Origin of the sequence: Rhizobium sp. CFBP 8762, assembly GCF_014841565.1 — a bacterium.
In the GTDB taxonomy this organism is placed as follows: domain Bacteria; phylum Pseudomonadota; class Alphaproteobacteria; order Rhizobiales; family Rhizobiaceae; genus CFBP-8762.
The window spans coordinates 145,286-170,170 of sequence record NZ_JACYUD010000004.1 but is presented as its reverse complement, the minus strand read 5'-3'; the positions used below and the strand labels follow the sequence as shown (position 1 = coordinate 170,170).

21 protein-coding genes and 6 pseudogenes are annotated in these 24,885 nt (G+C 53.8%); 17 read left to right on the top strand and 10 right to left on the bottom strand.

Annotated elements, in window-relative coordinates; genetic code table 11:
- Positions 1–16 precede the first annotated feature (16 nt).
- The 4 genes from rfbA to IFT84_RS11415 all read left to right on the top strand — a co-directional run bounded on the left by rfbA (position 17) and on the right by IFT84_RS11415 (position 6,147).
- Positions 17–880: a glucose-1-phosphate thymidylyltransferase RfbA gene (gene rfbA / locus IFT84_RS11430; RefSeq protein WP_192119433.1), complete on the top strand. Its 864-nt coding sequence runs from the start codon at positions 17–19 to the stop codon at positions 878–880.
- Positions 881–995: 115 nt separating this feature from the next.
- On the top strand, positions 996–1,814 hold the full coding sequence (locus tag IFT84_RS11425; protein WP_192119431.1) for an ABC transporter permease: 819 nt from the start codon (positions 996–998) through the stop codon (positions 1,812–1,814).
- Entirely contained in the window at positions 1,804–3,162 is a 1,359-nt protein-coding gene (locus IFT84_RS11420) for an ABC transporter ATP-binding protein (RefSeq protein ID WP_192119429.1), read from the top strand. Before IFT84_RS11425 ends, IFT84_RS11420 begins: the two co-directional genes overlap by 11 nt.
- Positions 3,163–3,165: 3 nt before the next feature.
- Positions 3,166–6,147 carry a class I SAM-dependent methyltransferase gene (locus tag IFT84_RS11415; protein WP_192119428.1) on the top strand — a complete coding sequence of 994 codons (2,982 nt, stop codon included), beginning with the start codon at positions 3,166–3,168 and terminating at the stop codon, positions 6,145–6,147.
- 110 nt (positions 6,148–6,257) lie between these two features.
- On the opposite strand, the pseudogene IFT84_RS11410 reads toward IFT84_RS11415, so the two are convergent.
- Positions 6,258–6,651: pseudogene (locus IFT84_RS11410) on the bottom strand (transposase); the annotation flags it as partial.
- A 2-nt stretch (positions 6,652–6,653) separates the two neighbouring features.
- Between IFT84_RS11410 and IFT84_RS21780 the strand changes: the two are divergent.
- Positions 6,654–6,764 (top strand): annotated as a pseudogene (locus IFT84_RS21780) (type II toxin-antitoxin system VapC family toxin); the annotation flags it as partial.
- A gap of 88 nt (positions 6,765–6,852) precedes the next feature.
- Here the strand turns inward: IFT84_RS21780 and IFT84_RS11405 are convergent.
- The 6 genes and pseudogenes from IFT84_RS11405 to IFT84_RS11380 all read right to left on the bottom strand — a co-directional run bounded on the left by IFT84_RS11405 (position 6,853) and on the right by IFT84_RS11380 (position 11,779).
- Complete coding sequence (locus tag IFT84_RS11405; RefSeq protein WP_244651189.1) at positions 6,853–7,320, bottom strand: HlyD family efflux transporter periplasmic adaptor subunit; 468 nt, start codon at positions 7,318–7,320, stop codon at positions 6,853–6,855.
- Entirely contained in the window at positions 7,317–8,111 is a 795-nt protein-coding gene (istB, locus tag IFT84_RS11400) for an IS21-like element helper ATPase IstB (RefSeq protein WP_192119427.1), read from the bottom strand. The genes IFT84_RS11405 and istB overlap by 4 nt, the downstream gene beginning before the upstream one ends.
- Positions 8,101–9,611: pseudogene (gene istA, locus IFT84_RS11395) on the bottom strand (IS21 family transposase). The gene istB and the pseudogene istA overlap by 11 nt, the downstream one beginning before the upstream one ends.
- Before the next feature lie 139 nt (positions 9,612–9,750).
- Positions 9,751–10,356: a DUF1419 domain-containing protein gene (locus tag IFT84_RS11390; RefSeq protein ID WP_192119426.1), complete on the bottom strand. Its 606-nt coding sequence runs from the start codon at positions 10,354–10,356 to the stop codon at positions 9,751–9,753.
- 132 nt (positions 10,357–10,488) lie between these two features.
- Positions 10,489–11,424: pseudogene (locus IFT84_RS11385) on the bottom strand (DUF3991 and toprim domain-containing protein).
- Between the two features lie 175 nt (positions 11,425–11,599).
- Positions 11,600–11,779, bottom strand: coding sequence for a hypothetical protein (locus tag IFT84_RS11380; protein WP_192119425.1), 180 nt, complete (start codon positions 11,777–11,779; stop codon positions 11,600–11,602).
- 547 nt (positions 11,780–12,326) lie between these two features.
- Here IFT84_RS11380 and IFT84_RS11375 point away from each other — a divergent pair.
- Positions 12,327–12,650, top strand: a complete 324-nt coding sequence (locus tag IFT84_RS11375) for a helix-turn-helix domain-containing protein (RefSeq protein WP_192119424.1) — start codon at positions 12,327–12,329, stop codon at positions 12,648–12,650.
- A gap of 30 nt (positions 12,651–12,680) precedes the next feature.
- Here IFT84_RS11375 and IFT84_RS11370 read toward each other — a convergent pair whose 3' ends face one another.
- Complete coding sequence (locus IFT84_RS11370; RefSeq protein ID WP_192119423.1) at positions 12,681–13,067, bottom strand: type II toxin-antitoxin system RelE/ParE family toxin; 387 nt, start codon at positions 13,065–13,067, stop codon at positions 12,681–12,683.
- A 145-nt stretch (positions 13,068–13,212) separates the two neighbouring features.
- Between IFT84_RS11370 and IFT84_RS11365 the strand changes: the two genes are divergently transcribed.
- The 3 genes and pseudogenes from IFT84_RS11365 to IFT84_RS11355 all read left to right on the top strand — a co-directional run bounded on the left by IFT84_RS11365 (position 13,213) and on the right by IFT84_RS11355 (position 15,331).
- A complete protein-coding gene (locus IFT84_RS11365) occupies positions 13,213–13,416 on the top strand; it encodes a cold-shock protein (RefSeq protein WP_192119422.1) in 204 nt (67 codons plus the stop codon).
- Positions 13,417–13,720: 304 nt separating this feature from the next.
- Positions 13,721–14,532, top strand: a pseudogene (locus IFT84_RS11360) (NYN domain-containing protein).
- Positions 14,533–14,821: 289 nt separating this feature from the next.
- The gene (locus IFT84_RS11355) at positions 14,822–15,331 is read left to right on the top strand and encodes a helix-turn-helix domain-containing protein (protein ID WP_192119421.1); all 510 of its coding nucleotides are present in this window, start codon (positions 14,822–14,824) and stop codon (positions 15,329–15,331) included.
- Between the two features lie 110 nt (positions 15,332–15,441).
- Here IFT84_RS11355 and IFT84_RS11350 read toward each other — a convergent pair whose 3' ends face one another.
- Positions 15,442–16,410 (bottom strand): hypothetical protein, encoded by a 969-nt coding sequence (locus IFT84_RS11350; RefSeq protein WP_192119420.1) that lies wholly within the window; start codon positions 16,408–16,410, stop codon positions 15,442–15,444.
- A gap of 490 nt (positions 16,411–16,900) precedes the next feature.
- Here IFT84_RS11350 and IFT84_RS11345 point away from each other — a divergent pair, with 490 nt between their 5' ends.
- The 7 genes from IFT84_RS11345 (at position 16,901) to IFT84_RS11325 (ending at position 21,418) form a co-directional block, all read left to right on the top strand.
- Complete coding sequence (locus IFT84_RS11345) at positions 16,901–17,242, top strand: hypothetical protein (protein ID WP_192119419.1); 342 nt, start codon at positions 16,901–16,903, stop codon at positions 17,240–17,242.
- Positions 17,243–17,244: 2 nt separating this feature from the next.
- On the top strand, positions 17,245–18,780 hold the full coding sequence (locus IFT84_RS11340) for a hypothetical protein (protein ID WP_192119417.1): 1,536 nt from the start codon (positions 17,245–17,247) through the stop codon (positions 18,778–18,780).
- A gap of 194 nt (positions 18,781–18,974) precedes the next feature.
- Entirely contained in the window at positions 18,975–19,451 is a 477-nt protein-coding gene (locus tag IFT84_RS11335; protein WP_192119415.1) for a hypothetical protein, read from the top strand.
- Positions 19,448–19,702, top strand: a complete 255-nt coding sequence (locus tag IFT84_RS21345) for a hypothetical protein (RefSeq protein ID WP_197975538.1) — start codon at positions 19,448–19,450, stop codon at positions 19,700–19,702. The genes IFT84_RS11335 and IFT84_RS21345 overlap by 4 nt, the downstream gene beginning before the upstream one ends.
- Positions 19,703–19,723: 21 nt before the next feature.
- Positions 19,724–20,563 carry an N-6 DNA methylase gene (locus IFT84_RS21340; protein ID WP_197975537.1) on the top strand — a complete coding sequence of 280 codons (840 nt, stop codon included), beginning with the start codon at positions 19,724–19,726 and terminating at the stop codon, positions 20,561–20,563.
- The gene (locus IFT84_RS21335; RefSeq protein ID WP_197975536.1) at positions 20,481–21,107 is read left to right on the top strand and encodes an Eco57I restriction-modification methylase domain-containing protein; all 627 of its coding nucleotides are present in this window, start codon (positions 20,481–20,483) and stop codon (positions 21,105–21,107) included. Before IFT84_RS21340 ends, IFT84_RS21335 begins: the two co-directional genes overlap by 83 nt.
- A gap of 104 nt (positions 21,108–21,211) precedes the next feature.
- Positions 21,212–21,418, top strand: coding sequence for a hypothetical protein (locus IFT84_RS11325; protein ID WP_192119413.1), 207 nt, complete (start codon positions 21,212–21,214; stop codon positions 21,416–21,418).
- A 186-nt stretch (positions 21,419–21,604) separates the two neighbouring features.
- Here the strand turns inward: IFT84_RS11325 and IFT84_RS11320 are convergent, their stop codons facing one another.
- The gene (locus tag IFT84_RS11320) at positions 21,605–21,910 is read right to left on the bottom strand and encodes a mobilization protein (protein WP_192119411.1); all 306 of its coding nucleotides are present in this window, start codon (positions 21,908–21,910) and stop codon (positions 21,605–21,607) included.
- A gap of 245 nt (positions 21,911–22,155) precedes the next feature.
- On the opposite strand from IFT84_RS11320, the pseudogene traA reads away from it, so the two are divergent.
- Positions 22,156–24,862, top strand: a pseudogene (gene traA, locus IFT84_RS11315) (Ti-type conjugative transfer relaxase TraA).
- Positions 24,863–24,885: the final 23 nt, after the last annotated feature.

The window sequence follows — 24,885 nt, the reverse complement described above, 5'->3', positions numbered from 1 at the left end:
TCTTTGAGGACGAAAAATGAAGGGTATCATTCTTGCGGGTGGGAGCGGGACGCGCCTGCATCCTATGACACTGGTGACGTCGAAGCAGCTGGTGCCGGTGTATGACAAACCGATGATCTATTATCCCTTGTCGACTCTTATGCAAGCAGGCATCCGCGACATTTTAATCATCTCTACACCAAAGGACCTACCAAACTTCCAGGCCTTGCTTGGCGACGGCTTGAAATGGGGCATTTCCCTGTCCTATGCTGAGCAGCCATGTCCAGACGGATTGGCACAAGCCTACATTATCGGTGCAGACTTCGTTGGGGATAGCCCCTCCTGCCTTATCCTTGGCGACAACATCTTCCACGGACATGGGGTTAATGATCTCTTCAAATCCGCAATCGCCCAAAACGATGGCGCAACTGTTTTTGCTTACCACGTCAGCGATCCGGAACGGTATGGCGTAGTGGAGTTTGACAAGGAAAAAAAGGCAATATCAATCGAAGAAAAGCCGGAGCAGCCCAAATCGAACTGGGCCGTGACTGGTCTTTACTTCTATAACAAAGAAGTCGTCGATATCGCAGCCAACCTAAAGCCGTCCGCGCGAGGGGAACTCGAAATTACCGACGTAAACCGCGTTTATTTGCAACGCGGTCAGCTTTCAGTTCAAGAGTTAGGGCGTGGCTATGCCTGGCTTGATACGGGAACGCCTGACAGCCTACTAGACGCGTCAGAATTTGTTGCGACGCTAGAGCGTAGGCAGGGGTTTAAGATCTCGTGCCCAGAGGAAATCGCTTATCGATTAGGTTTTATTGATGCAGGTCAACTAGAAAGAATTGCCAGCTATTTTGGGAAAAGCGACTATGGGCGGTATTTAAGGCATTTACTGAAGTAGCGGAATGACGAATCCAATGAGAAAACAGCCGATTACCGCTTTAATCTATTGTAGGTGAGCATCCCTGAACGTAAAAGCAATTTCGCTTCCGCGTGACGTGCTTTAGGAGTAATCAATGAACACTTATCATGCCTACCCGTTGGATGTCATGCGCAGTTTGTCGGATCACTGGCGGCTGGTGCTGTCACTGGCAAAGCGTGATCTCTCGGCGCGCTACCGCGGTTCGCTATTTGGCTTCATTTGGGCCTTTATGACACCGGTTTTGATGCTGATCGTGTATACCTTTGTGTTTAGCGTAATTTTCAAGGCACGCTGGGGAACAGGATCTGACTCTAAAACGGAATTTGCACTTGTTTTGTTTATCGGATTGATTCTTTTTAATTTTTTTGCGGAATGTCTCAACCAATCTCCGAACCTGATTATCAACAATGCCAACTACGTCAAAAAAGTGGTGTTCCCGCTGGAAGTTCTTCCTTGGGTAAATCTTACTGTTTCAGCTGTAAACGCAGGTATTAGTTTTTCCGTCTGGTTGGTCGCCTACGTTGTATTTTTTGGTCTTCCCTCACTCACTGTGTTGCTTGCTCCAATTGTTATTTTACCCTTTTTGCTGTTTGTAATGGGGCTTTCTTGGTTCGTTTCAGCAGTTGGCGTCTTTGTGCGCGACGTAGCACAATTTGTAACGATCCTCGTTGCGGTGACGATGTTCATGTCGCCGATCTTCTACCCACTGTCAGCATTGCCTGAGGAGTACAGGATCTTCGTGTCGCTCAATCCGCTAACGCTGGTGGTAGAACAAATGCGTCAAGTTCTGTTTTTTGGACAGGCTATTAACTGGTTCCTGTATGCGGTGGAACTTGCTGGCGCGTTGTTGATTGCTTGGCTTGGATTCATCTGGTTTCAGAAAACACGTAAAGGCTTTGCGGATGTTATTTGATGATGCGATTACTGTCACATCTCTAGCAAAGTGCTATCAAATCTATGATCACCCTCGTAACCGGTTGAAACAGATGCTGATTCCGCGGCTGAAGTCGCGGCTTGGCATGACCGCACATAACTACTTTCGAGAATTCTGGGCTTTGAAAGAAGTTTCCTTTACGATTAAAAAAGGTGAAACCGTTGGCATCATAGGGCGTAATGGTAGTGGTAAATCTACGCTGCTTCAGATGATCTGTGGAACGCTACACCCTACCACAGGTTCCGTGAAAACGGCGGGTCGTATAGGTGCACTGCTTGAACTTGGTTCCGGATTCAATCCTGAATTCACCGGGCGCGAAAATGTTTATCTCAATGCCACTTTACTTGGATTAAGCCAAAAACAAATTGAAGAGCGTTACGATAGCATTGCCGCATTTGCCGATATCGGAGATTTCATTAATCAGCCGGTCAAGACTTATTCTAGCGGAATGTTCGTACGCCTTGCCTTCGCAGTTATTGCCCATATTGATGCGGATCTTCTTGTCATTGATGAAGCCCTAGCAGTTGGAGATGCTTTCTTTACACAAAAGTGCATGCGCTTTCTGCACGATTTCATCCAGCGAGGTAGCATTGTTTTTGTCAGCCATGACACAGCGGCAGTACGTGGTCTATGTTCTCGAGCTATCTGGCTGGACAAAGGGACTGTGCTGATGGATGGAATCCCAAAGGATGTGTGTAATCAGTATTTGAAAGCTTACTACAGCGAGAGCAATTCCGCTTCAGAAACTCCAGTTGAAGCTTCTGCGGAAGCTTTTGCGGTCCAGGAAGAAGATTTTGTTGACGGACGTCTCGCCTTCGTCAACGCCTCTAACTTGCGAAACGATCTTCAGATTTTCCAGTTCGATCCGAATAGCGACAGCTTTGGCGAGAGGCGAGCTGAGATCATTGGTGTTACCATTCACGACATGGCGGGCTCTTCGCTGAGTTGGGTTGTGGGTGGCGAGAGGGTGACCGTGAAGATTACAGTCAAAACTCACACCAATCTTGCCTCGCCCATTATCGGCTTTATGTTTAAGGATCGGCTAGGCCAGACTTTGTTTGGCGATAATACTTTTCTAAGCACTATTGACGATCATAAATTCTGTTCTGCAGGCAAAATTCTTGTGGCGGAGTTTGTCTTTCGCATGCCGATACTCCCCGCTGGTAACTACACAATAGGCGCCGCTATTGCGGACGGAACACAAGAGGCGCATGTGCAACATCATTGGATACATGAGGCATTGGCAATACGATCAGAAACCTCACTCGTTGCTACAGGTCTAGTCGGTGTCCCAATGTCTAGCATTACTTTGAAAGCGGAAGCCTGAGCTATGTCGGATACTAATAAAAAAATGGCATTCACCGGTGAACGTTTTGTTCCGGAGGAAACCGGTAATATCGTTATTGAGCACCTCCATCGCTATTACAGTGCGTTGCCTCTGGTGGTGGGGAAAACTGTTCTCGACATTGCCAGTGGGGAAGGCTATGGAAGTGACCTTTTGGCGTCTTGTGCTATGCAAGTTTACGGTGTGGACATAGCTCCAGAGGCGGTTCAGCATGCTCGCGACAAATATGCCCGCACTAATTTAAAGTTTATAGTTGGTAGCTGCGCTAGCATCCCGTTGCCCGACCACAGCGTCGATGTCATTGTAAGTTTTGAGACGCTTGAACATCATGACCAGCACGAAGAGTCAATGTCCGAGTTTAAACGCGTGCTGCGTCCTGATGGTACACTATTTATATCCAGCCCAGACAAGAAAAACTACTCCGATCTACGTGATTTCCGCAATCCGTTCCATGTACGTGAACTCTACGAGGAAGAGTTCCATAATCTACTGCAGCGGCATTTTCGACAGATACATTTTTTTTCTCAGCGGATTGCTTTCGGCTCTTTCCTTCTTCCAGCTTCGGGATCGGCCAAACTGTGCAGCTATTTGTTGCGCGACGGTAATATCATCTCGTCACCCGGTGTTGTAGAACCGTATTACCATCTGGCTTTGGCATCTGATGCACCACTAGTGACAATTGAGGGCGGTGTTTTTGAACAACCCATTAATGACACTGAGGTTATCCAGTCTTGGGAACGCGTAATGGCAGAACGCGATCGGGAGCTTGATGGGTTACGTCAAGAAGCGGAACAGTTGTTTGGTGAAAACGCGCGGCTTTCTACTGAAAGAATTCTTTTGGCCGAGCAGAACAAGGTACTGGCTGAAAAGAATGACCGTTTGGCAGCGCAGAGCAAAAAATTAATCGAAGAGAATGCCGGTTTGACAAGGCATAGCAAGGAGTTGACCGAAAAGTATGCCCGCTTATTGGAGCAAAGCAAGGAATTAGGCGATGCGAATGCCCGTTTGGCGACGCAGAGCAATGATCTGAACGAGCAGCTCGCACACCTTTTTTCTTTGAAGCAAAAATTTAAAGATCTTTTACAGGAACGTGATGCTGACAATCACGAATTAGAGCGACTGAAAGACGCTTACGACAACGAGAAGCGACGATTCGATGAACTTACAACTATGACACAGACTATTTTTGCATCGAAATCCTGGACATTGACAGCACCTCTTCGAGCGTCACGTCGCCGCTTAGAATCGCTGTTCGGGCTGAGCAATTTGGTACAACCAATCTCACGCAGCATACTTGGGCTAAGGTCTAAAAATGCCCTTAACTATCTGCGCCGTCGCGATCTTAGCGGTTTTGTTGGCAGGTTGCGTCACTATAGGCGCGAAACCCAGCTTGAAGTCATTCAGCAAAACCTATCAAGCGCAGAGGGACGGATTTGGGGAATTCTTACAACGCCTCACACACTTTTTATTGCACAGTGCATGGTTGAACGGCTGGCACTTCACGGCATAAATACAGTCGTGATGACCGAAGCCCCCAGTTCCTTCAACAATGATCTTTACATTGTTCTATGTGCTCAGATGTTCGAACGTTTACCGCCTGGCGAAAAACGCGTTATTTTCCAGCTAGAACAATCTGTCTCATCCCGCTGGTTTACGCCCGGCTATTTGTCGATGCTCGAGAATTCTCTGGCGGTTTTAGAGTATTCCCTTGTTAATATTGACTTTTTGACTGGCAAGGGAATCGCCTATCCACATGTCTTCTACTTACCTATTGGAACGTCCCTGGAGATAAAGGACACGCTGCCCTCCGCGCAAAAGGAGTATGATTTCTTATTTTACGGTGATTATTATAGTTCACCACGGCGGGCGAAGATGATCGACGCGCTACAGGCGCAATTCCAAGTTAAGCTTTGCAACAACGCATTTGGCGAGGAGATGCATGCGCTAATCCGCAAAGCTCGTGTCGTTATCAATATTCATTATTACGAAAATGCGCTTCTTGAGATGCCACGTATTCAAGAGTGCCTGTCCCAAGGCGTTCCAGTCGTGTCCGAGTCAGCTCAAGACCAAGAAGACTATCCCGAGCTTGCTGGAGCGGTTCACTTTTTCGAGGAGGGGTCCATCGAAGAAATGCTACGTGTTGCCGAATCCACGTTACAAGCGGCATCCGCCCTAGAACCGGAGGTCGTTCAAGCAACAGCGAAAAGCGCCCATCGTTTCACTTTCATGTTCGACCGTTTTCTAACGTCTCTGGGCGTTTTGCCGCCGGACACGATCCTTAATGATGAAATTTACTTGCCTAACACCTATCCGCAAATAGCTCTCTCTTTGCCAGAAACAATAAAGCGGCGGCGCCTCTTCCAGGAAACAAAGCCGCCTTTGTCGTGCGTCTTCGATGGTATCCGGAACGTGAAGGGCTGGATCGGATGCGGCTCGAGCTACAGTGCGCTAGCGCGACATGCTCAACGCAATGGACTGACTGAACTGACGGTGTTCGAAGACGATGCGGTTTTTCGCGAGGACCATCTTGAACGGTTGCGTAAGATACGAGTCTATTTAGAATCTACTAATGGGTGGGATATTTTTTCCGGTATGATTGCCTCAGTTCACAATGATACGCGCATATTGGACGTGCAGGAGGTGGATGGACTTACTTTTGTTAAATTAGACCGTATGACCAGCATGGTTTTCAATATTTACAATCGTCGTGCCATCGATCTAATGGTTCAGTGGGATCCCACTAATAACGATGTAGATTCTAACGCTATAGACCGCTACCTTGAAAATCAGGTAGAACTTAAGACCGTTGTCACACTTCCTTTCCTGGTGGGACACCGAGAAGAAATGATGTCGACCCTTTGGGGGATTCAAAATGATCACTATTCGAAAATGATAGACGAAGCTGAAAGTAAAATCCGCCAACTTTCGTATGAATGGTTGTCTGTTTCTAACCATAAATCGTTGTGACTCTTTTAAATATTTAATATGGCGATTAGGGTTTGTGGGGATGCATTTTGAATTAGAGTGTTTCCCATTCAAGTTGGATCATATCCGCAGGAATTGAAGAAGTTTTGTGATTATTGAGGGTTGATGAGCTCGATCAGTTTTCCGATTCTGTCCCAGAATGCTATCACCGTGCGCTCTGCTGCTTTCCGCAAGAGTGCTTTCAGCTTGGAGAATGCCCTCTCAATCGGGTTGAAGTCTGGGCTGTAAAAGGCGGCAGGAAAAGCATGCGTGCTCCGGCGGCCTAGATCCTTGCGCGAGCGGCCGGTCGCTTATGGCTGGGGAGATTGTTAAGAATGACGACATCGCCAGGCTTGAGCGTGGGCACAAGTACCTGATCGACATAGGCTTCGAATCAGTCTCCGGTGATTGCCCGTCGATCACAAGCGCCGCGACCATTCCGGTACTGCGCAGGCCCGCGACCAGTGCCGTGGTCTTGCGGTGGACGTAAGGAAAGCCCATTTGCAGGGGAAGTCATGGCGATGATCGAACAGCAGGGGGTTTTTAGCATGGGCATTGGGTACACCGACGCTCATTTACTGGCGTCTGTTCTTCTCGATAAACGAACGGTTTTGTGGACTGAATACTGCTTTTGCTAACTCGCTCATCTTGTTCCGATTTTCTAGGTAAACCGCTGTCGGGAACCTTTTAGCAGACACTTTCTTAGTTTCAGTCTTCTCTCATCGCCTTGTTGATCTGATCAGCGAGCGGCTTGATCAAATAAGACAACGCTGTTCTCTCGCTGGTCTTGATGAAGGCCTCAACTAGCATGCCTGCAAGCAGAGTAAGATTTCCGAGCTTTGACATCTCGTCGGGTTCTATTTGGATGCTCGCCGTATACCAGCTTTCGCCCGTTTGCGCGTTATGCACGAGGTCAGCACCAACGGTCTTGATCTGCCCTACGATTTCCGGCGTTGTACACTGATTGAAGGCCGAGAAGCGAAGTACAGCTTGTTGGCCAACATGCAACTGGTCGATATCGGCCGACTGAACGCGCGCTTCGACGACAAGACGATCATTCACAGGTACGATCTGCATTACCGTTTCCCGCGCTGCGATCATGTTGGTTTTCACGCGGAACTGAGCCGGTTTTTCCACCGAGAAGTGAGCCACCTCTAAGTATGGTTTTTTGATCAAGCTCGGGTCAAGTGACTGGCTTTTTCTCCTCTCTTTTGCGCTGCTGCGGCCGAGCTGGCTTTGAAGCGGAAGCTGTCGTTCCCGGTTTCAAGGGTGTGGCAACGGTGGGTGAGACGGTCGAGAAGAGCCGTCGTCATCTTGGCGTCGCCGAAGACGGTTGCCCATTCGCTGAAGCTGAGGTTGGTGGTGATGATGACGCTGGTGCGCTCATAAAGCTTGCTCAGCAGGTGGAAGAGCAGCGCTCCGCCTGAGGCACTGAATGGAAGGTATCCGAGCTCATCGAGGATCAGCAGATCGAGGCGAACCAGCGTCTCAGCGATCTGGCCTGCCTTGCCTCTAGCCTTCTCCTGCTCGAGCGCGTTGACCAGTTCGATGGTCGAGAAGAAGCGGACCTTGCGGCGATGATGCTCGATCGCCTGGACACCGAGGGCGGTCGCGACATGTGTTTTTCCTGTGCCCGGTCCGCCGACAAGCACTATATTCTGCGCCCCGTCGATGAACTTGCATCTGTGCAATTGGCGCACCGTCGCTTCGTTGATTTCGCTGGCGGCGAAGTCGTATCCGGAGATGTCCTTGTAGGCCGGGAAGCGGGCAGCCTTCATGTGATAGGCGATGGACCGGACCTCACGCTCGGCCATCTCGGCTTTCAGCAACTGGGACAGGATCGGCACGGCCGCGTCAAAAGCCGGAGCACCTTGCTCGATCAGGTCCGTGACGGCTTGAGACATGCCATACATCTTCAGGCTACGCAGCATGATGACGACGGCGGCGCTGGCGGGATCATGACGCATTGCGACCTCCCACGATCCGGACACGCAGGCCATCGTAACGTTCGACATTGGCCTTGGGCTCCCGCAGCAAGGTCAGTGCCTGTGGCGTATCGATGTCGGGACCGTCTGTCGTCTTGCCATCAATCAGCATATGCAACAGATTCAGCACATGCGTTTTGGTTGCTACGCCTTGATCCAGAGCCAGTTTTACAGCTCTAACGACGACCTGTTCGTCGTGATGGAGGACGAGAGCGAGGATATAGGCCATCTCGCGATCACCGCCAGGGCGGCGCAGCATCTGGTCCTGCAGTCGTCGAAAGGCCAGCGGCAATTCCAGGAAAGGTGCGCCATTGCGCAGGGCTCCGGGTTTGCGCTGGATGACGGCAAGGTAATGCCGCCAGTCATAAATCGTCCGCGGCGGCTCCGCTCGATGATCCGAACATGTTCGCATAGGATATTGCCCTCGGCCGCAATGGCCAGTCGGTCAGGATAGATCCGCAGGCTGACGGGCCGGTTCGCAAATGATGCTGGCACGCTGTAACGATTACGCTCGAAGGTGATCAGGCATGTCGTCGAGACGCGCTTGCTCTGCTCGACGAAGCCGTCAAACATGGCGGGGAGCGCCATCAATGCTGCCCGCTCATCAGCCCAAACATCTGCGATTGTGCCGGACAAGGTGCCATGTGCCGTCTCCCGCCACAGGTCCTGGCAATGCTGTTCCAACCAGATATTTAACGTTGCCAAATCCGGGAAGTCCGGCATCTGTTGCCACAGCCGTGGTCGGGCATCCTGAACGTTTTTCTCGACCTGACCCTTCTCCCATCCTGCCGCTGGATTGCAGAACTCGGGCGCAAAAACATAGTGGTTCGTCATCGCCTGGAAGCGGACATTGACCTGCCGCTCCTTGCCGCGACCGACGCGATCGACTGCTGTCTTCATGTTATCGTAAATGCCACGACCAGGTACGCCGCCGAACACACGGAAGCCGTGCCAGTGGGCATCGAACAGCATCTCGTGCGTCTGCAGCAGGTAGGCTCTGACCAGAAACGCCCGACTGTGCGATAGCTTGATGTGTGCGACCTGAAGCTTGGTGCGCTCGCCGCCGATCACGGCATAATCTTCACTCCAATCGAATTGGAATGCTTCGCCTGCGCGGAAAGACAGCGGAACGAATATCCCGCGGCCAGTCGTCTGCTGCTCAACCCGCCACTCACGGGCAAAGGCGGCGACCCGACCATAGGAGCCGGTAAAGCCGAGAACCACCAGATCGGCATGAAGCTGCTTCAGCGTTCGGCGCTGCTTGCGCGACCTTCCGGCCTCGGTCTTCAACCAGGCCGCCAGTTTGTCGGCAAAAGGATCAAGCTTGCCCGGCCGCTCCGGTACCGTGAACGTCGGTTCGATCGTACCAGCGTTCAAATACTTCGCGATCGTGTTACGCGACAAACCGGTATGCCGACTGATCTCGCGGATCGACTGCTTCTCGCGCAGCTTTATCCGACGGATGATGTTTAAAAGTCCCATGTGGATCACTCCGTTGCCCCCGTCGCTCACCGCGTTAGGGGAAGGTTCACATGGCTCAATTCTTAATGGAAATTATGCGTCTAACCGGCTCAGTTCTGCGTGGAAACCAACAGGTGAGATTGGGAAGTGACGGATGCCGTCAGGCAGCGATGGTTTCCGGCAGGAGGCGGAACTGCACCGGCAGCTTGGCGGCGATCTCCTCGTCGGTCAGATCGTCGAGCAGCTTCCAGACCTTGCCTTGAGCTGAGGGATAAACGAGCACGATCTGGCGATTGCGCAGATCGGCTGGAAAGCGAGCGTCGGCATAGCCGCGGAAATCGGGACCGGTCGCGCTCCAGATATGATCGAGCTTTTCCTGTCGGTTCATGGCGCGCACTGGGCGGGATTCCCAGGCGATGATCTCGCCGCGCAGCCGGTCTGGCGACTGACTATCGCTCAGGTCGCAATAGCCGTGGAACCAGCGAGACCGATCGTCAATCGTCAGCGCGAAGAATACGCTAGTGACGCTGGCGGCCAGAAACTCCCGCATCGCGAACATGTCACCTCGATAGAAGAGCGGTGGCAAAATTTCGAACATGTGGTCGTGGTCGGCTTCGGATATCTCGAACCACTCGCCGACATATCGCGTGCCATTTGTCCGGTCATCGTCGAACGGCGACTGGCTATGGCGATTGAACAGGGCGTACATTTCGTGGCGGTTGGCCACACCTTCGAACACTTTACGGATGGTGGGAGGATTGAACATCGGCTGCTCCTTTTGGGGTTGAGGACCGAAGCGGAAGCTGATCGACCTCTTCTTTCAGTCCTTTGATTACCCCTCCTCAGCCGGCGCCTCGCGGGCAGCGGGTCAAGGGCCGCCGTCAGGCGGGCGGCAGCTTCACCCTTGATGCGCTGTACGCGTATGCGGCAGCTCTCCTTTCTCCCTCCTCTCCTTCAATTCCTCATTCCAATCTTTACATTGCGGCCTCAGCCGCGAGAAATCGCAACCGGCGCGGTCCGCCATCTGGCGCAGGCGATCGGCAAAGACCTCACCCTGAACATTGTTGTCGGTCGCCGCCACCAGTCATGCGCCCTCCCCGGAAGCCAGGTTTTCCAACGCCTGCGCGGTCAACGGAGACCACCCGCCTCCGGTGCTGACATAGAGACTGTCGGATCTTATGTGCTCTATTGCGGTGAGGCTGAGTGCATCGATCGCCGCCTCCGTGACGCAAATCCGGGGCGCACCGGCGTTACCAAATCGGGAGAGCGCCTTGGCCCCGCCGGTGGAAAACCCGCGCCAGTCCGGACCGCGCTCCTCCCAGCCGATGACGGCGCCAGCCTCATCGACATGTTTTGCCCACATCGAGCCATATGGGCCTTCCCGAAGAACGTCCGCCTCGATCGCCGCAGAGATGACCCGCCATGGCAGCGCCCGGTTCTGTCGAAGATACCTCCATGTCGCCGATGCTCGCCACGGCCGTTTTCTATGGTTCCAGCGGTCAGGGATCGAAGCCCCTGTTTGCGTTTGACGAAGAGGCTTCTCCCAGGTCGCTGCGGTTGGCTGAAACGCGACGAGATCGCCGACCATCGCCAGGGCCTCGGCAAAACCGATCCCATGCAGATAGCTCGCAAGTGCGAAGACGTCGCCTTTTGCGTCGGAGCGAGCATCAAACCAGCCCCTGTCGTCGTGGATCACGATGACGATATCGTCGTCGCGCCGGAATTTGACCGCCCGGCGCGTGCTCTCTTTCCGGTCTATCGCGAAGCCCTCATGCTCAAGGAGGGCTGCGCAGCCCACCCGGGCGCGCAGCTCCTCTATGTCATTTTTCTCCATTTCACTTCCTTTAGCTTTCCTGACTTTTCGGACTGGCAGCGCCCAGGCCGCGAAGATGGAAGCGCGCAAGGGCGCGGTTCGCAATGTGCAGATCTGCCAAGAAGGTTCGCGGCGAAGCCTCCCTTGCGCGCGCCTCAGCGCGAGCGGCACGCGCTCCCCCGAAGGGATGATCGGCTCAATGAGCCGATCCATAGGCAAAGGGGTCATATCCGTTGATGATGGCGTCTTCATCGCCGTCATACTCGGCGGAAGGCATGACGCCGATCTCTCCATCGATTTCGAAGAGGGTGACCGGGACCATCAGGGTCCGGGCAAAATCGAATGCGTGGTTTTGTGCAAGGCTGAGATCCGACATGTGAGGCTCCATCCGTTGGCGGGGCCGATCCCCGCTCGATGGCGCCCGTTTGATCTGGGCCTGGCCGCGGTCACCTCGGCGGCGCAGCCAGAGAGGTCGCAGGAGCTGCGAACCCCTTGCGGGTTGACCGTCCAAGGACGGGACTGGATTAGGGATGCCAGACAAGAGAGCGGGGTCGGAAACGCCAATTGTTGGAGCGTTCGTCGATCCGGTCCGAATTGCAGGCCAACCATCCGATCACGCGATCCGTCCGCGATCAAAACCCCCGGATACCAATGAGGTGGGTCTGCGTTCTGCATGACAGCGGATGGCCAAAGTCGCTTCTGATGCACTGCGAACGACCCCGCAGAGACGGGCATAAGGAAGAAAGCTTGAACGATGAGGGCTTGCTGGCAGCAAGACTTTAGCGCAGCCACCTGGCCGCCAAAGGGCGATGGGCCTTGCAGCGTTCCGCACCGCTTCGCACGATCCAGCGTCGCCAACTTGACGGCTCCGTCATTTTGGCCTATTTACAGAATTCTGTAATTTTGAAGTTTGGAATTGTGCGATGACAAAGCTTGAATACGACAACATCTTTGAAGCGATCACGGACGATCCGATCGAAGCTGCGGATTTGACGTTGCGATCGGATCTCGTCAACACGCTTGTCGCTATCTTCAAGGAACGGGGCTGGAAGAACGCCGATATCGGCACGGCACTCGACATCCCGCAGTCGCGCGTCAGTGAACTCGTGCGCGGTAAGATCGCCGTCCTTTCTGTCCAGAAGCTTTTTGGCTACCTGGCAATCCTCGGCTATCGCTTCAAGCCGTCGCTCGATGGCAACCATCACGTGGTCTGCCGTGTCGAAGAAAAACAAAAAGAGGCCGCATAACCGGCCTCTCCTTGCTCCAGTTTCGGAGTGTTATTTCTTCGTCGATTTTTTGTCTTTAGCCGCCTTCGCTTCAGCCTGGGTCGCTTCCCGGACCTCGGCCATCATCTCCTTATAGCGGGACAGCGCAGTGTCCATTTCCTTTTGATCAGCTTTTTCGCTGGTCTTGGTGAAGGCATGGAGAATGTAGACGGTGTTGAGGTGTTTTGCGCAGTAGACGGCTCTATAGGCGGGCGAACCGTTTTCGCGCAGCTCGATGACGCCCTTCCATTCGCCTCTGAGAACCTTGAAATCATCCAGCGGGTCCTCGCCCTCCTGAACTCTCCGGATCTCGCCTGAAAAATTGATTCTAATATCTGTTGGCAGATCCATAAAAGCGCGTTTGGCGCCTTCGTTCACAAACTTAAATTTCTTGGACATCTAGTTTCAAATTCCTCATTGCTTATAGGACTCTCTTTCTCCCGCTAAGCGGGGTTGGGTTTGCCTGGATGCAAAGCACACCCAGACATGCAAACTTTAACACAGCTTTGAGCCAGAAGGCTGCGAAAATTGAAAAGGAACTGTCATGGCAACCGGTACCGTAAAATTTTTCAACGATGATAAGGGATTTGGTTTCATCACCCCGGAGACGGGCGGAACGGACGTGTTCGTTCACGTGTCCGCTTTGCAGAATGGCGGGTCGCTGAGAGAAGGTGACAAGGTCACTTTCGAACATGGCCAGGACCGCAAGACTGGAAAATCGAAGGCTGAGAACGTTAGCGTGCTCTGACCTGTTGGGCCGCGAGACCAGCCTGATCGTCAAATCTGGGCAAGCTGGTCTCGGCCGCGCTCTACGGGGCTTACTGGAAATTGCGGCACTTCACCTTCAACGTATCGAAGTGCAAGTCGGGCACTTATACCGAGTTGGAGTCTATGCAGAGCCCGTTCCATAAGACGCGAGATTTCCGGTCGGACGCTGGTATCAGAAACAAACGATCCCACTAGGATGACGCTGACTGCGGCTTCTTCCAAACCGGTCGTGTCGTCTGTTTCCGCAAAGCTGTTGAATGAAATTATGGAAAAGGAACGATACAATGGCAGAGGCGAACGCAACACTGGCGATGATCATTGACGGCGACAACGCAACGCCGAAATCGTCAAAGGCTTACTCGCTGAGATCGCCAATTACGGAACCGCCAGCGTCAAACGTGTCTATGGCGACTGGACCAAGCCCAATCTCAACGGCTGGAAGGATTGCCTGCTCGAACATTCGATCCAGCCGGTCCAGCAGTTCGCCTATACCACCGGCAAGAATGCCACCGATGGCGCGATGATCATCGACGCCATGGACCTGCTCTACACCGGACGATTCTCAGAATTTTGCATCGTCTCCAGTGACAGTGATTTCGCCAGACTTGCAGCGAGGACCCGCGAACAGGGTGTGACCGTCTACGCATTCGGCGAACGCAAAGCCCCTCGTCCCTTCATCACTGCTTGCGACAAGTTCGTTTATTTCGACGTCCTTAATGCGTCGATCGACGAACCGGCTGTCGTCGTTGCAGCAGCAGATCCAGTTCGGAAAGTCGTCAAGAAGGAGGCACCGGTCCAAGGCGCTGCGTCGGCTGTCGCAGTCACCCCCGTTAAGAGCAAGATCGACAAGATCCTGATCGATATGCTGACCAAAGCCGTGATCGCCGCCGCCGACGAAGAAGGCTGGGTCAATCTCGGTGCTGTCGGCAGTCATGTCGCAAAGCAGTCACCCGAATTCGATTCAAGAAACTACGGCTTTGCCCGTCTCAGCGAACTCGTCGAGGCGACAGGGAAATTCGACATCGACCGATCCGGTAAGACGCAGAAAGGTGTCCTCATCCATCTCAAACCGGCATCCACCGCGACCAGAAAGTGAAAGGAGCATTTCGATGGCACGCAAGTGCATTGAGGAACGCCTCGCCCAGATCGAGGTCCAGCGCAAACTCTTAAAGCCCGTCTCCGCCAACAGGAGCGCAGGGATGATGAACGCCACAAGGTCCTGCTGGGGCCCCTGTCCCACATCGCCTCGGCGAGGACCGCTATTGCAAGTTCTCCAAGCGCCGCGGGGAATGGCTGCGCCGCGAGCCGCCCGGCTACCTGACGCACCATTCTAACAAGGACCGGTTCGCCGGTCTGCTCAAAGCGTTATCAGAGGATCTGCAGGCATGACGCCATCAAAGACCGAGAGACTTGCAGAGGAAATCAAATCAAGAGGGTTGGTCGAAAGTCGTGAGACTGGCAACAACAAACCGGTTTTTCGGAAACCCGGCTTTGCAGGCGTCCAGCAATTCACCGAGCTGGAGAAAGCTCTTGCCTCCAGTATCAAAAGAGAGCGGAAGGCTGCCGGTCTGTCGCGGGAAACACTGGCCGGCATGGTCGGGATCGCCGAACAGGTTTACGGACGCTACGAGCGTGCTGCATCCCACCTGACCGCAACACGGTTGATCCATCTGTGTGAGCTGCTGGACATCGAACCGATCAGGCTGCTCCACGATGTCGCCCCTCATCTTTGGGTAAAGACAAAGAGAGAGGCGGACGATCGCACGAAGCTGGCGCTACTGGTCAGGGACGTGCCGGCTGATGTTTTACCGAGCCTGATCGATATCGTCATGCACCTGGCGTCGGCGCCTTCACACAGAGGCGATCCGCCCGGGCTTGAGGACGACGAAGCATGAGGATCACCAGAACATTTTTAGCGATGTTTGGCAGGGCTGTCCGCTGTACTGATCCTCAGCTGTTGGGCACAACGGAGCGCCGCGTGACAAATTTGTTTAGCGTCAAATATTTATTTCTTTGGCCGCATAAATCGAGCTCCAATATCATACAGTGATACTAGCCCAGTTGTTACGGGGAGGCCTGCAAAAAACAAAGCGTCAAAAGCATACGTTCCAACGAACTTGCTGGTAATAATTCCCAAATCTTTATTTCTATTTTCTAGATCTTTGGACGCTGTAATAATGCCCGTAATATGCTCTACTCTTTCTTTCTGATCCATGTAGAAGGCTACTTGGGAGATATCGACCGGCTCGGGGCTTGAAAGGAGCTTCTTGGCTTCATTGAGTGACGCGTCCAGAGCAAAACTGGGTCTCTTAGCCGGTTCTCCAGTTGCTAAACCAAGTTGTTTTTCGCGCTTAAAATACGTGTAGTTGTGCAACGAGATATTGTCACGAAAATTTGGATGACTAATGAAGGGCTCGACACTGCCCTCTTTAGCTGCGGCTAAAATTAGCCCTAAGCCGTGACCTATTCCATACGGCTCCAATCGCCAAGCATGTTCAGGCCCTAAAGAGTCCTTTCCTATCCTTTTGAGGTATTTGTCAGTTTCTTCCTTTCCTGCCCGAATGTCGTATTCAGACGGCGGCCCAAGCATGATTGCCTCGGACAAGTTGCTAATGTCGTTTTCTCGTTCCAGTTCAACGGCGAGTTCCTCATACTTATAAAGATCTTTCGGGACGACCATTCCTTTACTAAGAGCCCAGCGCAGTATCTTAGGACCCGTCATATATGAGTTCGGGTCTAATTTTTCGTTGGGCTGTGGTACACCCAAGGGGTCAGCTTTGAAGCTTCCATTTTCGTCTGGAAGGAGCGCAAATTTGCTCTTAGTCCCGAACCCAGTAATAAAATCTTTCTCTTTGAAATGGTCATAGCGCTGTGACACCCAAACTTCCGAGTGCCTGATGTCCACAGATGCTAATACGGCTATCAACCTAGCAGGATCAAAAATAGTGGCCGCATCAATTATTATTGACTTCATGCTGTTTGGCTTCCTTTCTTGTTATCCGTCCGCACGATCTAACTAAATCGGAGGGTTCGAAAATTAGCTAACATTTGACGCAGCACCCACGCATAACTGTGAAATTCGGTGTGGAATGATGCTTTCGCCTCGGCAAGGCATGGCCTGGAGCACAGGCAGCGGATGCCCGCTTTCCCCTCTATCGGCCTGTCAATGATCATGCAGTTCCGTTTTCATGCGGGCCGGACGCATTGCACCGTTTTAATTGCACCCAAAGGGTTTTGCATAAGGTAAGGAATGAAGATGTCGCACGGTTCATCCTGAATCCGATCAGGACGGATGTGAATAAAGGCGGGTTCAATCCGAATCGTAAAAGGGCAGATGCGACGGCCATGGCGTCTGAAACCGCCGGCGCCGGGCTGACCCTGTTCATGTTGTCATTTTTTAAACCGATCTATAACTATGCCAAGCGAACAAATGTGCACTACAAAGGTCATGTGAAGGAGAATTAATGCGCGTCTCATTTATCGGAGAAATCACAACTATTCGGAAGCTTCGCGAAGACCTCACCGAGCAGGCCTTGATTAGTGACGTTACCGAGGCGGTCGGCACGCCCGCAGAAGTGGAGCGCCTTGGCTTCGACCTAAACGATATTCTCACGATCGTAGGTGCTATCACCGCAGCAATCGATGTCTTCAATCTGGCCAAGCTTCTGCTGAAGGCGGCGTCAGGCGCGAAGAATAAAAAAATTGAGGTGATCGGTCCTACAGGACGAGTTCTGATCGACTTGGCCGATAAGACGGACGAAGAAGTCGCACAAGCGGTGAAACAAGCGTTGCCCTTTCTGGGATAGCAATGGCTGAACACAACTATGGGGGCTTTACACCGACGTTACCGGCTATCGACATCCGGTTTTTCTCGCCAGAGCAATTCGAGCACTTTGAGGCAGCGTGGCGTCACGTAGGGCGCCCGCCGGCGCTCTCCGGAGATGGCAAGACACGGTTTAATCTGATGTCCGCTGGAACGATCGTCGAACATGAATTGCGACATTTCCACGATTACCTTCTCAATCGGGATCTCCTCCTCGCCAGTTGGTTTCGCCGTCGCATGTTCATGAACGCCGCGCCACTTGTCTCCAAGTTACTGCGTTCTCCAGATCATGACGTCATCCCGTTCCCGCTTACGGGTTGGGCAGGCCTGTCGACTCAAAGTCGCGGTCGCATCCGCGACGATTTGCAACCGCTTTTCCCGTTAGACCGCAACCGGTTTTGGTTCCCGAGGATGCTGCGAAAGAGGCATTGCCTGAACGAAAACAGGGCAATGCTGGTTGCGGTGAACAAAGCGCAGGCCGACGAGCAAGAACGCCTCATACTCGAGGTAGTCCAAGCAGACCAAGCAGCACTCGTTCCGCTGCGCAATGGACCAGACCCAACAGCACTCGATCAGCTGCGGTTTACCCCCAGATTCGCTTTGGAGTTCTCGGCTCTGAACACGCAATTGCAGGCGGTTATCAAGACTTACGGGATTAAAGAGGGCTTCGAGTTCGCCTGGCAGCTTGCGGAAGAGGGAACAGTCTTCACGCGGTTTTTCTTTGAAATGCTAACGTTTTTCGGTAGTCGCGGCCGATACGAAGGATTTGCGCCTGAAGCAATTGACTTTCCAAAGATGAAGCTAGTGGCGTTCTGGATAATGACGGGATGTAAAAATGATGGCGCGAAAGGCAGCGCACCCGCCCGCCTCAGCACTTTAATCGAGGCGGCTCGACAGGACTGGGATGATGTCTTTCCCAACCACATGGGGCCGCTTGAACTCTTGGCGCATTTCGAAAGCAAGATGGGCGTCACCAAACACCAGGATGCGCTGAGGGCTGGGCATGTAGAACTCTCGTCACATGTTGAGGCGGCCTTGCGCCTTTATGGATCAAATCCGAATGAGGCAAAGTCCCAGTTGAAGACTGTCTCCGGTTTCGCCGACGTGCTGGAATGTCGCCTCGATCTCATAAATCGAGTGATTGAGGATCCTGAACAGTTTTTCGATCCCACGAAATGGATGTTGGACCTAAACGCTTGGCCTCAGTGCCCGGTGCACCTTAGATTTGTCCGGATGGGTATTCATCGCGACCAGTTCACTAACTTTCCACCGGAAGCGATCTACAATTCATTTACCCACCTTGACGAGGATCGCGCCAAGCTTTGGGTTGGTGATGTGTATATCGAGTCCTTCTTCTCTGGGACCACCCGCGTGCCTCTTTCCCCAGTTGTCGAACATCAACATCAGCTTCGTCTGTTCGACACGTTGGTTGAGCCTGAGCAAGTCAGTGCGCTGGACGAGACAATAATTCGTCAATTTGTACGCGAGCATTATGGAAAAGAACTACTTCGTGTCGTTTGAATGAGGTGTTTGAGCAGTTTGGATTAACGAGAAGATAGCCACCTCGATCGGCGGAGGTGGCATTCGGCTCCGGTCGACTGCAACTACAGCCGTGCGCCCTGCGATGAAGAGTATTTTCGGCAAGAACAAACCAAACACAGATGCGGGGCTTACCCCGTATTGATATGGGGAGCTTTCCGAGCTAAGTAGGGCACATGCGTTACACTCAAAGCCAGATTCGCGAGCTACTTTCCATTTCAGTGGACGCCTTTCGCACGTGGCGGGATGCCATCCCAGCATTAGCCGCCCATAAGGGGCATGCCCCAAGCTTCACACCTGGCGACGTCGTCGCGATGGCGATCGTGGCTGAACTGGTCAGAGATTTCGGCATCCGCGTCGGCACGGTTGGGGGCCGTTTCGATCAACTGATCAGGGAGTGTCGCGGCAAGTCTTGGCTCGCGCTGGAAACTTGTGTTGCGCTGATCGAGGCTGATAGCATCCGTCTCGTTGACATTGGGTCGTCTGCGCGTCCGTCGCCAGACGCCGCCACCTTATGCGTTCCTTGTGGACCCATCGTGTCGCGCTTGCAGTCGGCGCTTACGGCTACCGAAGCCGATCTGGGTCAAGGCTGTTTGAAGTTTCCCCCCACTGCGATCGGCCCGCAAACTGAACGACGTGGAAAACGAGCATGACCACCATTTTGCCATCCACGTTGGCACCGGAATGGAAAGACCGCTTGGGGCTTACACATAGGCGCTCGCCTGAACTCTACGAGTCAGCCGAGGCCGTCAGCAATGTGCCGCATGCGCCGGCCATCCGAGCCGCCCTCACAGAAATGGGTGTATCAGCGATCTTCTGCGTTCAGGGCGTCCCGACTGTCGCAATCCTGGAAGCCGATAATTATGATCGTGCCGCAATAGTCGACCTTCACGGCGCTTTGTAGAATCAGGGCCTGGCAAGCCTGTTGCTGGTCATCGCCGACGATACGCTCAGAGCGTTTTCGCTCGCTCGCACTCCGCTTAGCGATCCAGGCGACGCCTTTGAGGCCCGCTGCCTTATCGACAGCCTCAGCTTGACGACCGAAGCCCTGAGATTTCAGAATCTCATTTACGGCGCGGAATCCGGACGTCTTTGGAAAGAGTACGGCGAGTATTTCCCGCCAAAGGAACGCATCGATCAGGTTCTCCTCGACAATCTGAATGCGTCCCACGACCTCCTGCAAAAGGCCGCGCTCGCCCCCGATGCGGCGCAAGCCTTGCTCATACAGGCGATGTTTATCGCCTATCTTGAAGACCGGGAGATTGTAACCCCCGCCTATATTGCGGCCGTATCCGATAAGACCGCCGAGAGTTTCTCGGCGCTGCTGGAAACCGGAGACGCCGGCCTCTTCCGTTCCTTCTTCCGGACGCTGCATGCCGATTTCAACGGCGATCTGTTCGTTGCGCCATGCTCTTTCGAGCCCATGGGCGAGACACCCGAAGTCACGTCTGCCCATCTGACGATCCTGGCGCGGTTCCGATCAGGCCGTGAAGAAATGGCACGTTCAGGCCAGCAACGGTTCTGGGGCTATGACTTCCGCTATATCCCGATCGAACTGGTCAGCGCCGTCTACGATCGCTTCCTGGGTGAGCGCGAGGCTGAACGCCGCGCCAACGGCGCCTACTATACCCCGATGTTCCTCGCCGACACCGTCGTTTCCCAAGCCTGGGAAATGTTGCCGGATGCGACACGGACGACCGGAAACTTCCTCGACCCCGCTTGCGGTTCAGGCGTTTTCCTCGTCCGCTCGTTCCAGGCTGTGTGAACATTGGCGCGCCAAGCACAAGACACAGTCGATTGCCTGGAAGACACTGCTGTCCTTGCTCAGTCAGATCCATGGCTGGGATCTGAATAGCGGCGCCGTTCGGGTCGCCGTGTTCTCGCTCTACGTAGCACTCCTTGAAGAGGTATCCCCACGCGACATCCGCAAACTCATCACCCGGGGAAAACTGCTTCCAGAACTCTGGGGCAAGACCCTTGTGTGCCGAGATTTTTTCGAAGTGCCGCCTGATGGCCCCCGGTACGAGGTGATCATCGGCAATCCGCCGTGGACCAGCCGACGCGGTCCGTCTCGTTCGTCCGTGCAGTGGAGCAGGAAAACAGGCCATCCCATGCCGGGCGGCGAGGATGCCTGGGCATTTAGCTGGAAGGCGCTGTCGCATCTCGCCGAAGGCGGACTGATAGCGTTCCTGCTGCCAGCGATGGGATTTTTGCACAACCACGCCAAAAACACGGTTGAAGCACGTGATGCGTTTTTCCGGAAATCTCAGGTCACCCGCGTCATCAACTCCGCCGACCTTCGATTTTAGCTTTTTGAGAAAGCCCATCGTCCTACCGCTCTGATCATCTACGGCAGCGCTAAGGCGGTTTGAACCGGGTTGGCGCCAGTAGGCTTGACCGGATTGCAGTCGCATTGAATATTCCTGTCGCTGCCCTGTTTGGAAATCTGAATCTACCAGTCGATCATCAGCACACAAACGCCTTCACGCTTCAGTCTGTTATTGACTTCCTGACGACGGATGAGGGGCGAAAACTCAATTTGGCATTTACCAGAATCCACTCCCCGGATGTGCGCCGCAAACTGGTGGATCTGGCAACATCGTTGGCCGATTTTCATTGAATCTGGTGATCTGATGCAGTTGATCAACTGCACAGTAGCGTGCAGCCACTCAGCATCACGTTAAAGCACTGTTTGATTTTGTGGGAATGACGATCGGGAGCGTAACGCGTTATGGTGTTGGCCCCTCGAAACAATAACCATATGTTTCTTATACGCTATGCCCCAGCCATTGCTAGCTTGCAGTCGCTAGATCAGATCGTGGCCAACATGATTGTTCTTTACGGTGGTATCTTCAGGCTTGAGCAGATCGTCAAACAAGGCCTTGTCGTTATCCCGCGTCAAGAACGTCGGGAGTTCACGCCGCAACCAACCTGACAACCGTTTTGTAAATTCTGGATCCTTGTCGTTGCTCAGATGATGGAGAACAAAGGCACCGATCAGAACTTTTCGCCGCGTATCATTGCTACGCTCCTGTTTGATCAGACGCGCCTTTAGATCAGCTCGTCTTGTTTCAATCTCAGCCAGTCGCTGCTCGATACTTTTGCGCGCCATTTTCGTCCTTTCGCGGGTCGTTTGGTGTGTCGCTGACTGCGGCAGAGCGTCGGTATTATTATCGTATTAGATATGCATTGAACATAGTATTTGTATGAGCTAATTGTTAGCCTTGTGTATCTCTAAGTGTCGATCAGTTGCCACACCGTGGCCGATTGAGTGAAGCGAATGAGGTTACAAGGGCGCACTTACGACTTGGGGGCCAAGTCAGATGCATGAGTCGTTGACTGAGAAGGCAGACACGCTTGGCAATCTATCACTGCAGCATGAAGCCGATTGCGCGCGCCAGCGGGCGCAGCGCCGTGGCGTCGGCTGCCTATCGCTGTGGCGTGTGTCTGACCAATCAGCGCAACGGTCTCACCCATGACTATACCCGCAAACAGGGGATCAAGCATTGCGAAATCGTTCTAAGCGATGTTGCCGGCGGTGCGGACCGCAAGCAGCAGTTTGCCTGGGCGCTGGATCGGTCTGTGCTCATGAATACAGCAGAGATGGCTGAGCACCGCAGAGATGCCCGGGTTGCGCGCGAGTTCGAGATTGCCTTGCCGCATGAACTGTCATCGGATGAGCGGCTGGCGATGACACGAGAGTTTGCCCGTGAACTTGCCAATCGCTATGGCACTGCCGTCGATTTTGCCATTCATGCTCCACCGAAGGAGGGAGGCGCAACGAGGGCAGGCGATCCACGCAACCATCATGCCCATGTGATGATGACCACACGGCAGGTCACGCCAACTGGTCTCGGTGACAAAACCAACTTGGAGCGCAAGAATGGCTGGCTGCTGGAACAGGGTTTGGCGACCACCGATATGCAACTGCGCGACATTCGCCAATGCTGGGAGAGTATTGCCAACACTTATCTGGCAAAAGCGGGTTTTGAACTTCTCATCGATCATCGCTCGCATGCAGACCGTGGTCTTGAGATCGAGCCAACCACCCATATGGGTTTCCATGCAACACAGATGGCGCGCAACGGAGCGGAGGTGGAACGGTCACGCCTGACCGATGAGGCAGCCGAGCGCAATGCTGCCATTATCCGCGAGCAATCAGAGCAGGTTCTGGAGATAATCACGGGTGAGAAAAGCGTGTTTGATCGCCATGATATTGCCCGTACGCTCCACCGGTATTTGAACGACGATGCTCAGGCTTTCCAGAATGCGTTTGCAACGGTGCTGGCGTCTGCGTCACTGATTGAGCTGCAACCGGAATCCATCAACAGCCATACGGGTGAGGTGCAACGCGCAAGGTATTCGACGCGTGACATGGTTGCGGTCGAGCACGACATGGGGGAGGCGGCAACCAGGCTCCATGAGGCCTGCACGCATGGTGTCGATCGGCGGCATGTGACCATGGCGCTGGAACGGCAGGACCGGGCCATTCAGGCCAGCACCGGGGATAAGACAGCCGGACTATCGCCTGAACAGCGCTCGGCAATCCTGCACATCACCGGGCCACAGAGGATTGCGGCTGTGGTGGGGTTTGCCGGCGCTGGCAAATCCACCATGCTGGCGGCCGCCAGGGAGGCGTGGGAGGCGCAGGGGTACCGGGTCCATGGTGCAGCTCTGTCGGGCAAGGCTTCAGAAGGTTTGCAGGACTCGTCGGGGATTGTCTCGCGGACATTGGCATCCTGGTCGAACAGTTGGAAGAACCCGAACGGCAAAAGCAGGTCCATGCTGGGGGAGGGATGTCTTTGTGATCGACGAGGCGGGGATGGTGGGAAGCCGCCAGCTTGCCCGCTTTGTCCAAGAAGCAGAACAGCGCGGCGCCAAGATTGTTCTGGTCGGGGACCATGAGCAGTTGCAGGCCATTGGGGCAGGGGTGCCGTTTCGGGCGATCACCGAAGTGGTCGGTTACGCCGAGCTTTCCGCCATTCGCCGTCAGCGCACACAGTGGCAAGGGCAGGCATCGGTTGCCTTTGCAACCCACAAGACGGCCGAGGGCCTTGCTTACCGCAGCCATGGACATATCCACATGGCTGAGACCAATGAGACCGCACGGGCGCAGATCGTGCGCGATTACATCCATGATCTGGAGAGCCGTTCCGGTGGCACCCGGGCTGCCATGGCGCATCGCCGTGTCGATGTGTGTGCCCTCAACCAGGATATTCGTGCTTGCCTTCAGGAGAAGGGTGAACTTGCCAAGGGAGTCGAAAACGGAGAACTGACCTTTGCGACCCGCGACGGGGCCCGTGCTTTCGCACCGGGTGATCGCATCGTGTTTCTGGAAAACAATCGTGATCTCGGTGTCAAGAACGGCGTTCTCGGCACAGTCCATCAGGTCAGCGCCGATCAATCGGGATCTGGGTCTCAAATGATCGTCAAACTTGATGGTCGTGACAGTTCGTTCGTTACTGTCGACATGGACGCCTATCAAGCCATCGATCATGGCTATGCTACGACTATTCACAAAAATCAGGGTGCGACAGTGGATCGTGCATTTGTTCTGGCGTCCGGAACGATGGATCGTCATCTGACCTACGTTGCCATGACCCGCCATCGCGACAGTGTCGGTCTCTATGCCAGTCGGCAAGAATTTGGCGATCGCAACGCCGGTGTTCTGGTAGCTCACGGTGTTGCGCCTTACCAGCATAAGGCGGGCAACCGTGCCAGCTATTTTGTGACACTAGAAACAGCGCAAGGGCAGCGCAAAACCGTCTGGGGCGTCGATCTGGAGCGGGCCATGAAACAGGCGCAGCCTGCGATTGGTCAAACGATCTCTCTGGTGGAGGACGGATCGACGCCGGTGCTCCTTGCCAGTGGCCGCACGATTGAGCGTCATTCCTGGACAGTGCTTGATGCAGAGGACATGGTGTATCGCCAGCTCGAAAGCCGCCTGTCTCGCTCGGGTGCCAAGGAGACCACGCTGGATTATAGCCAGGCCTTTGCCGAGCGTCGCGGGATTGCGCAGATGTTCGGCATTGACAGTGAGATCGTCCTGCGTCCTGCGTCCTGACCTCCAGCGAGAGCCCGGGGATG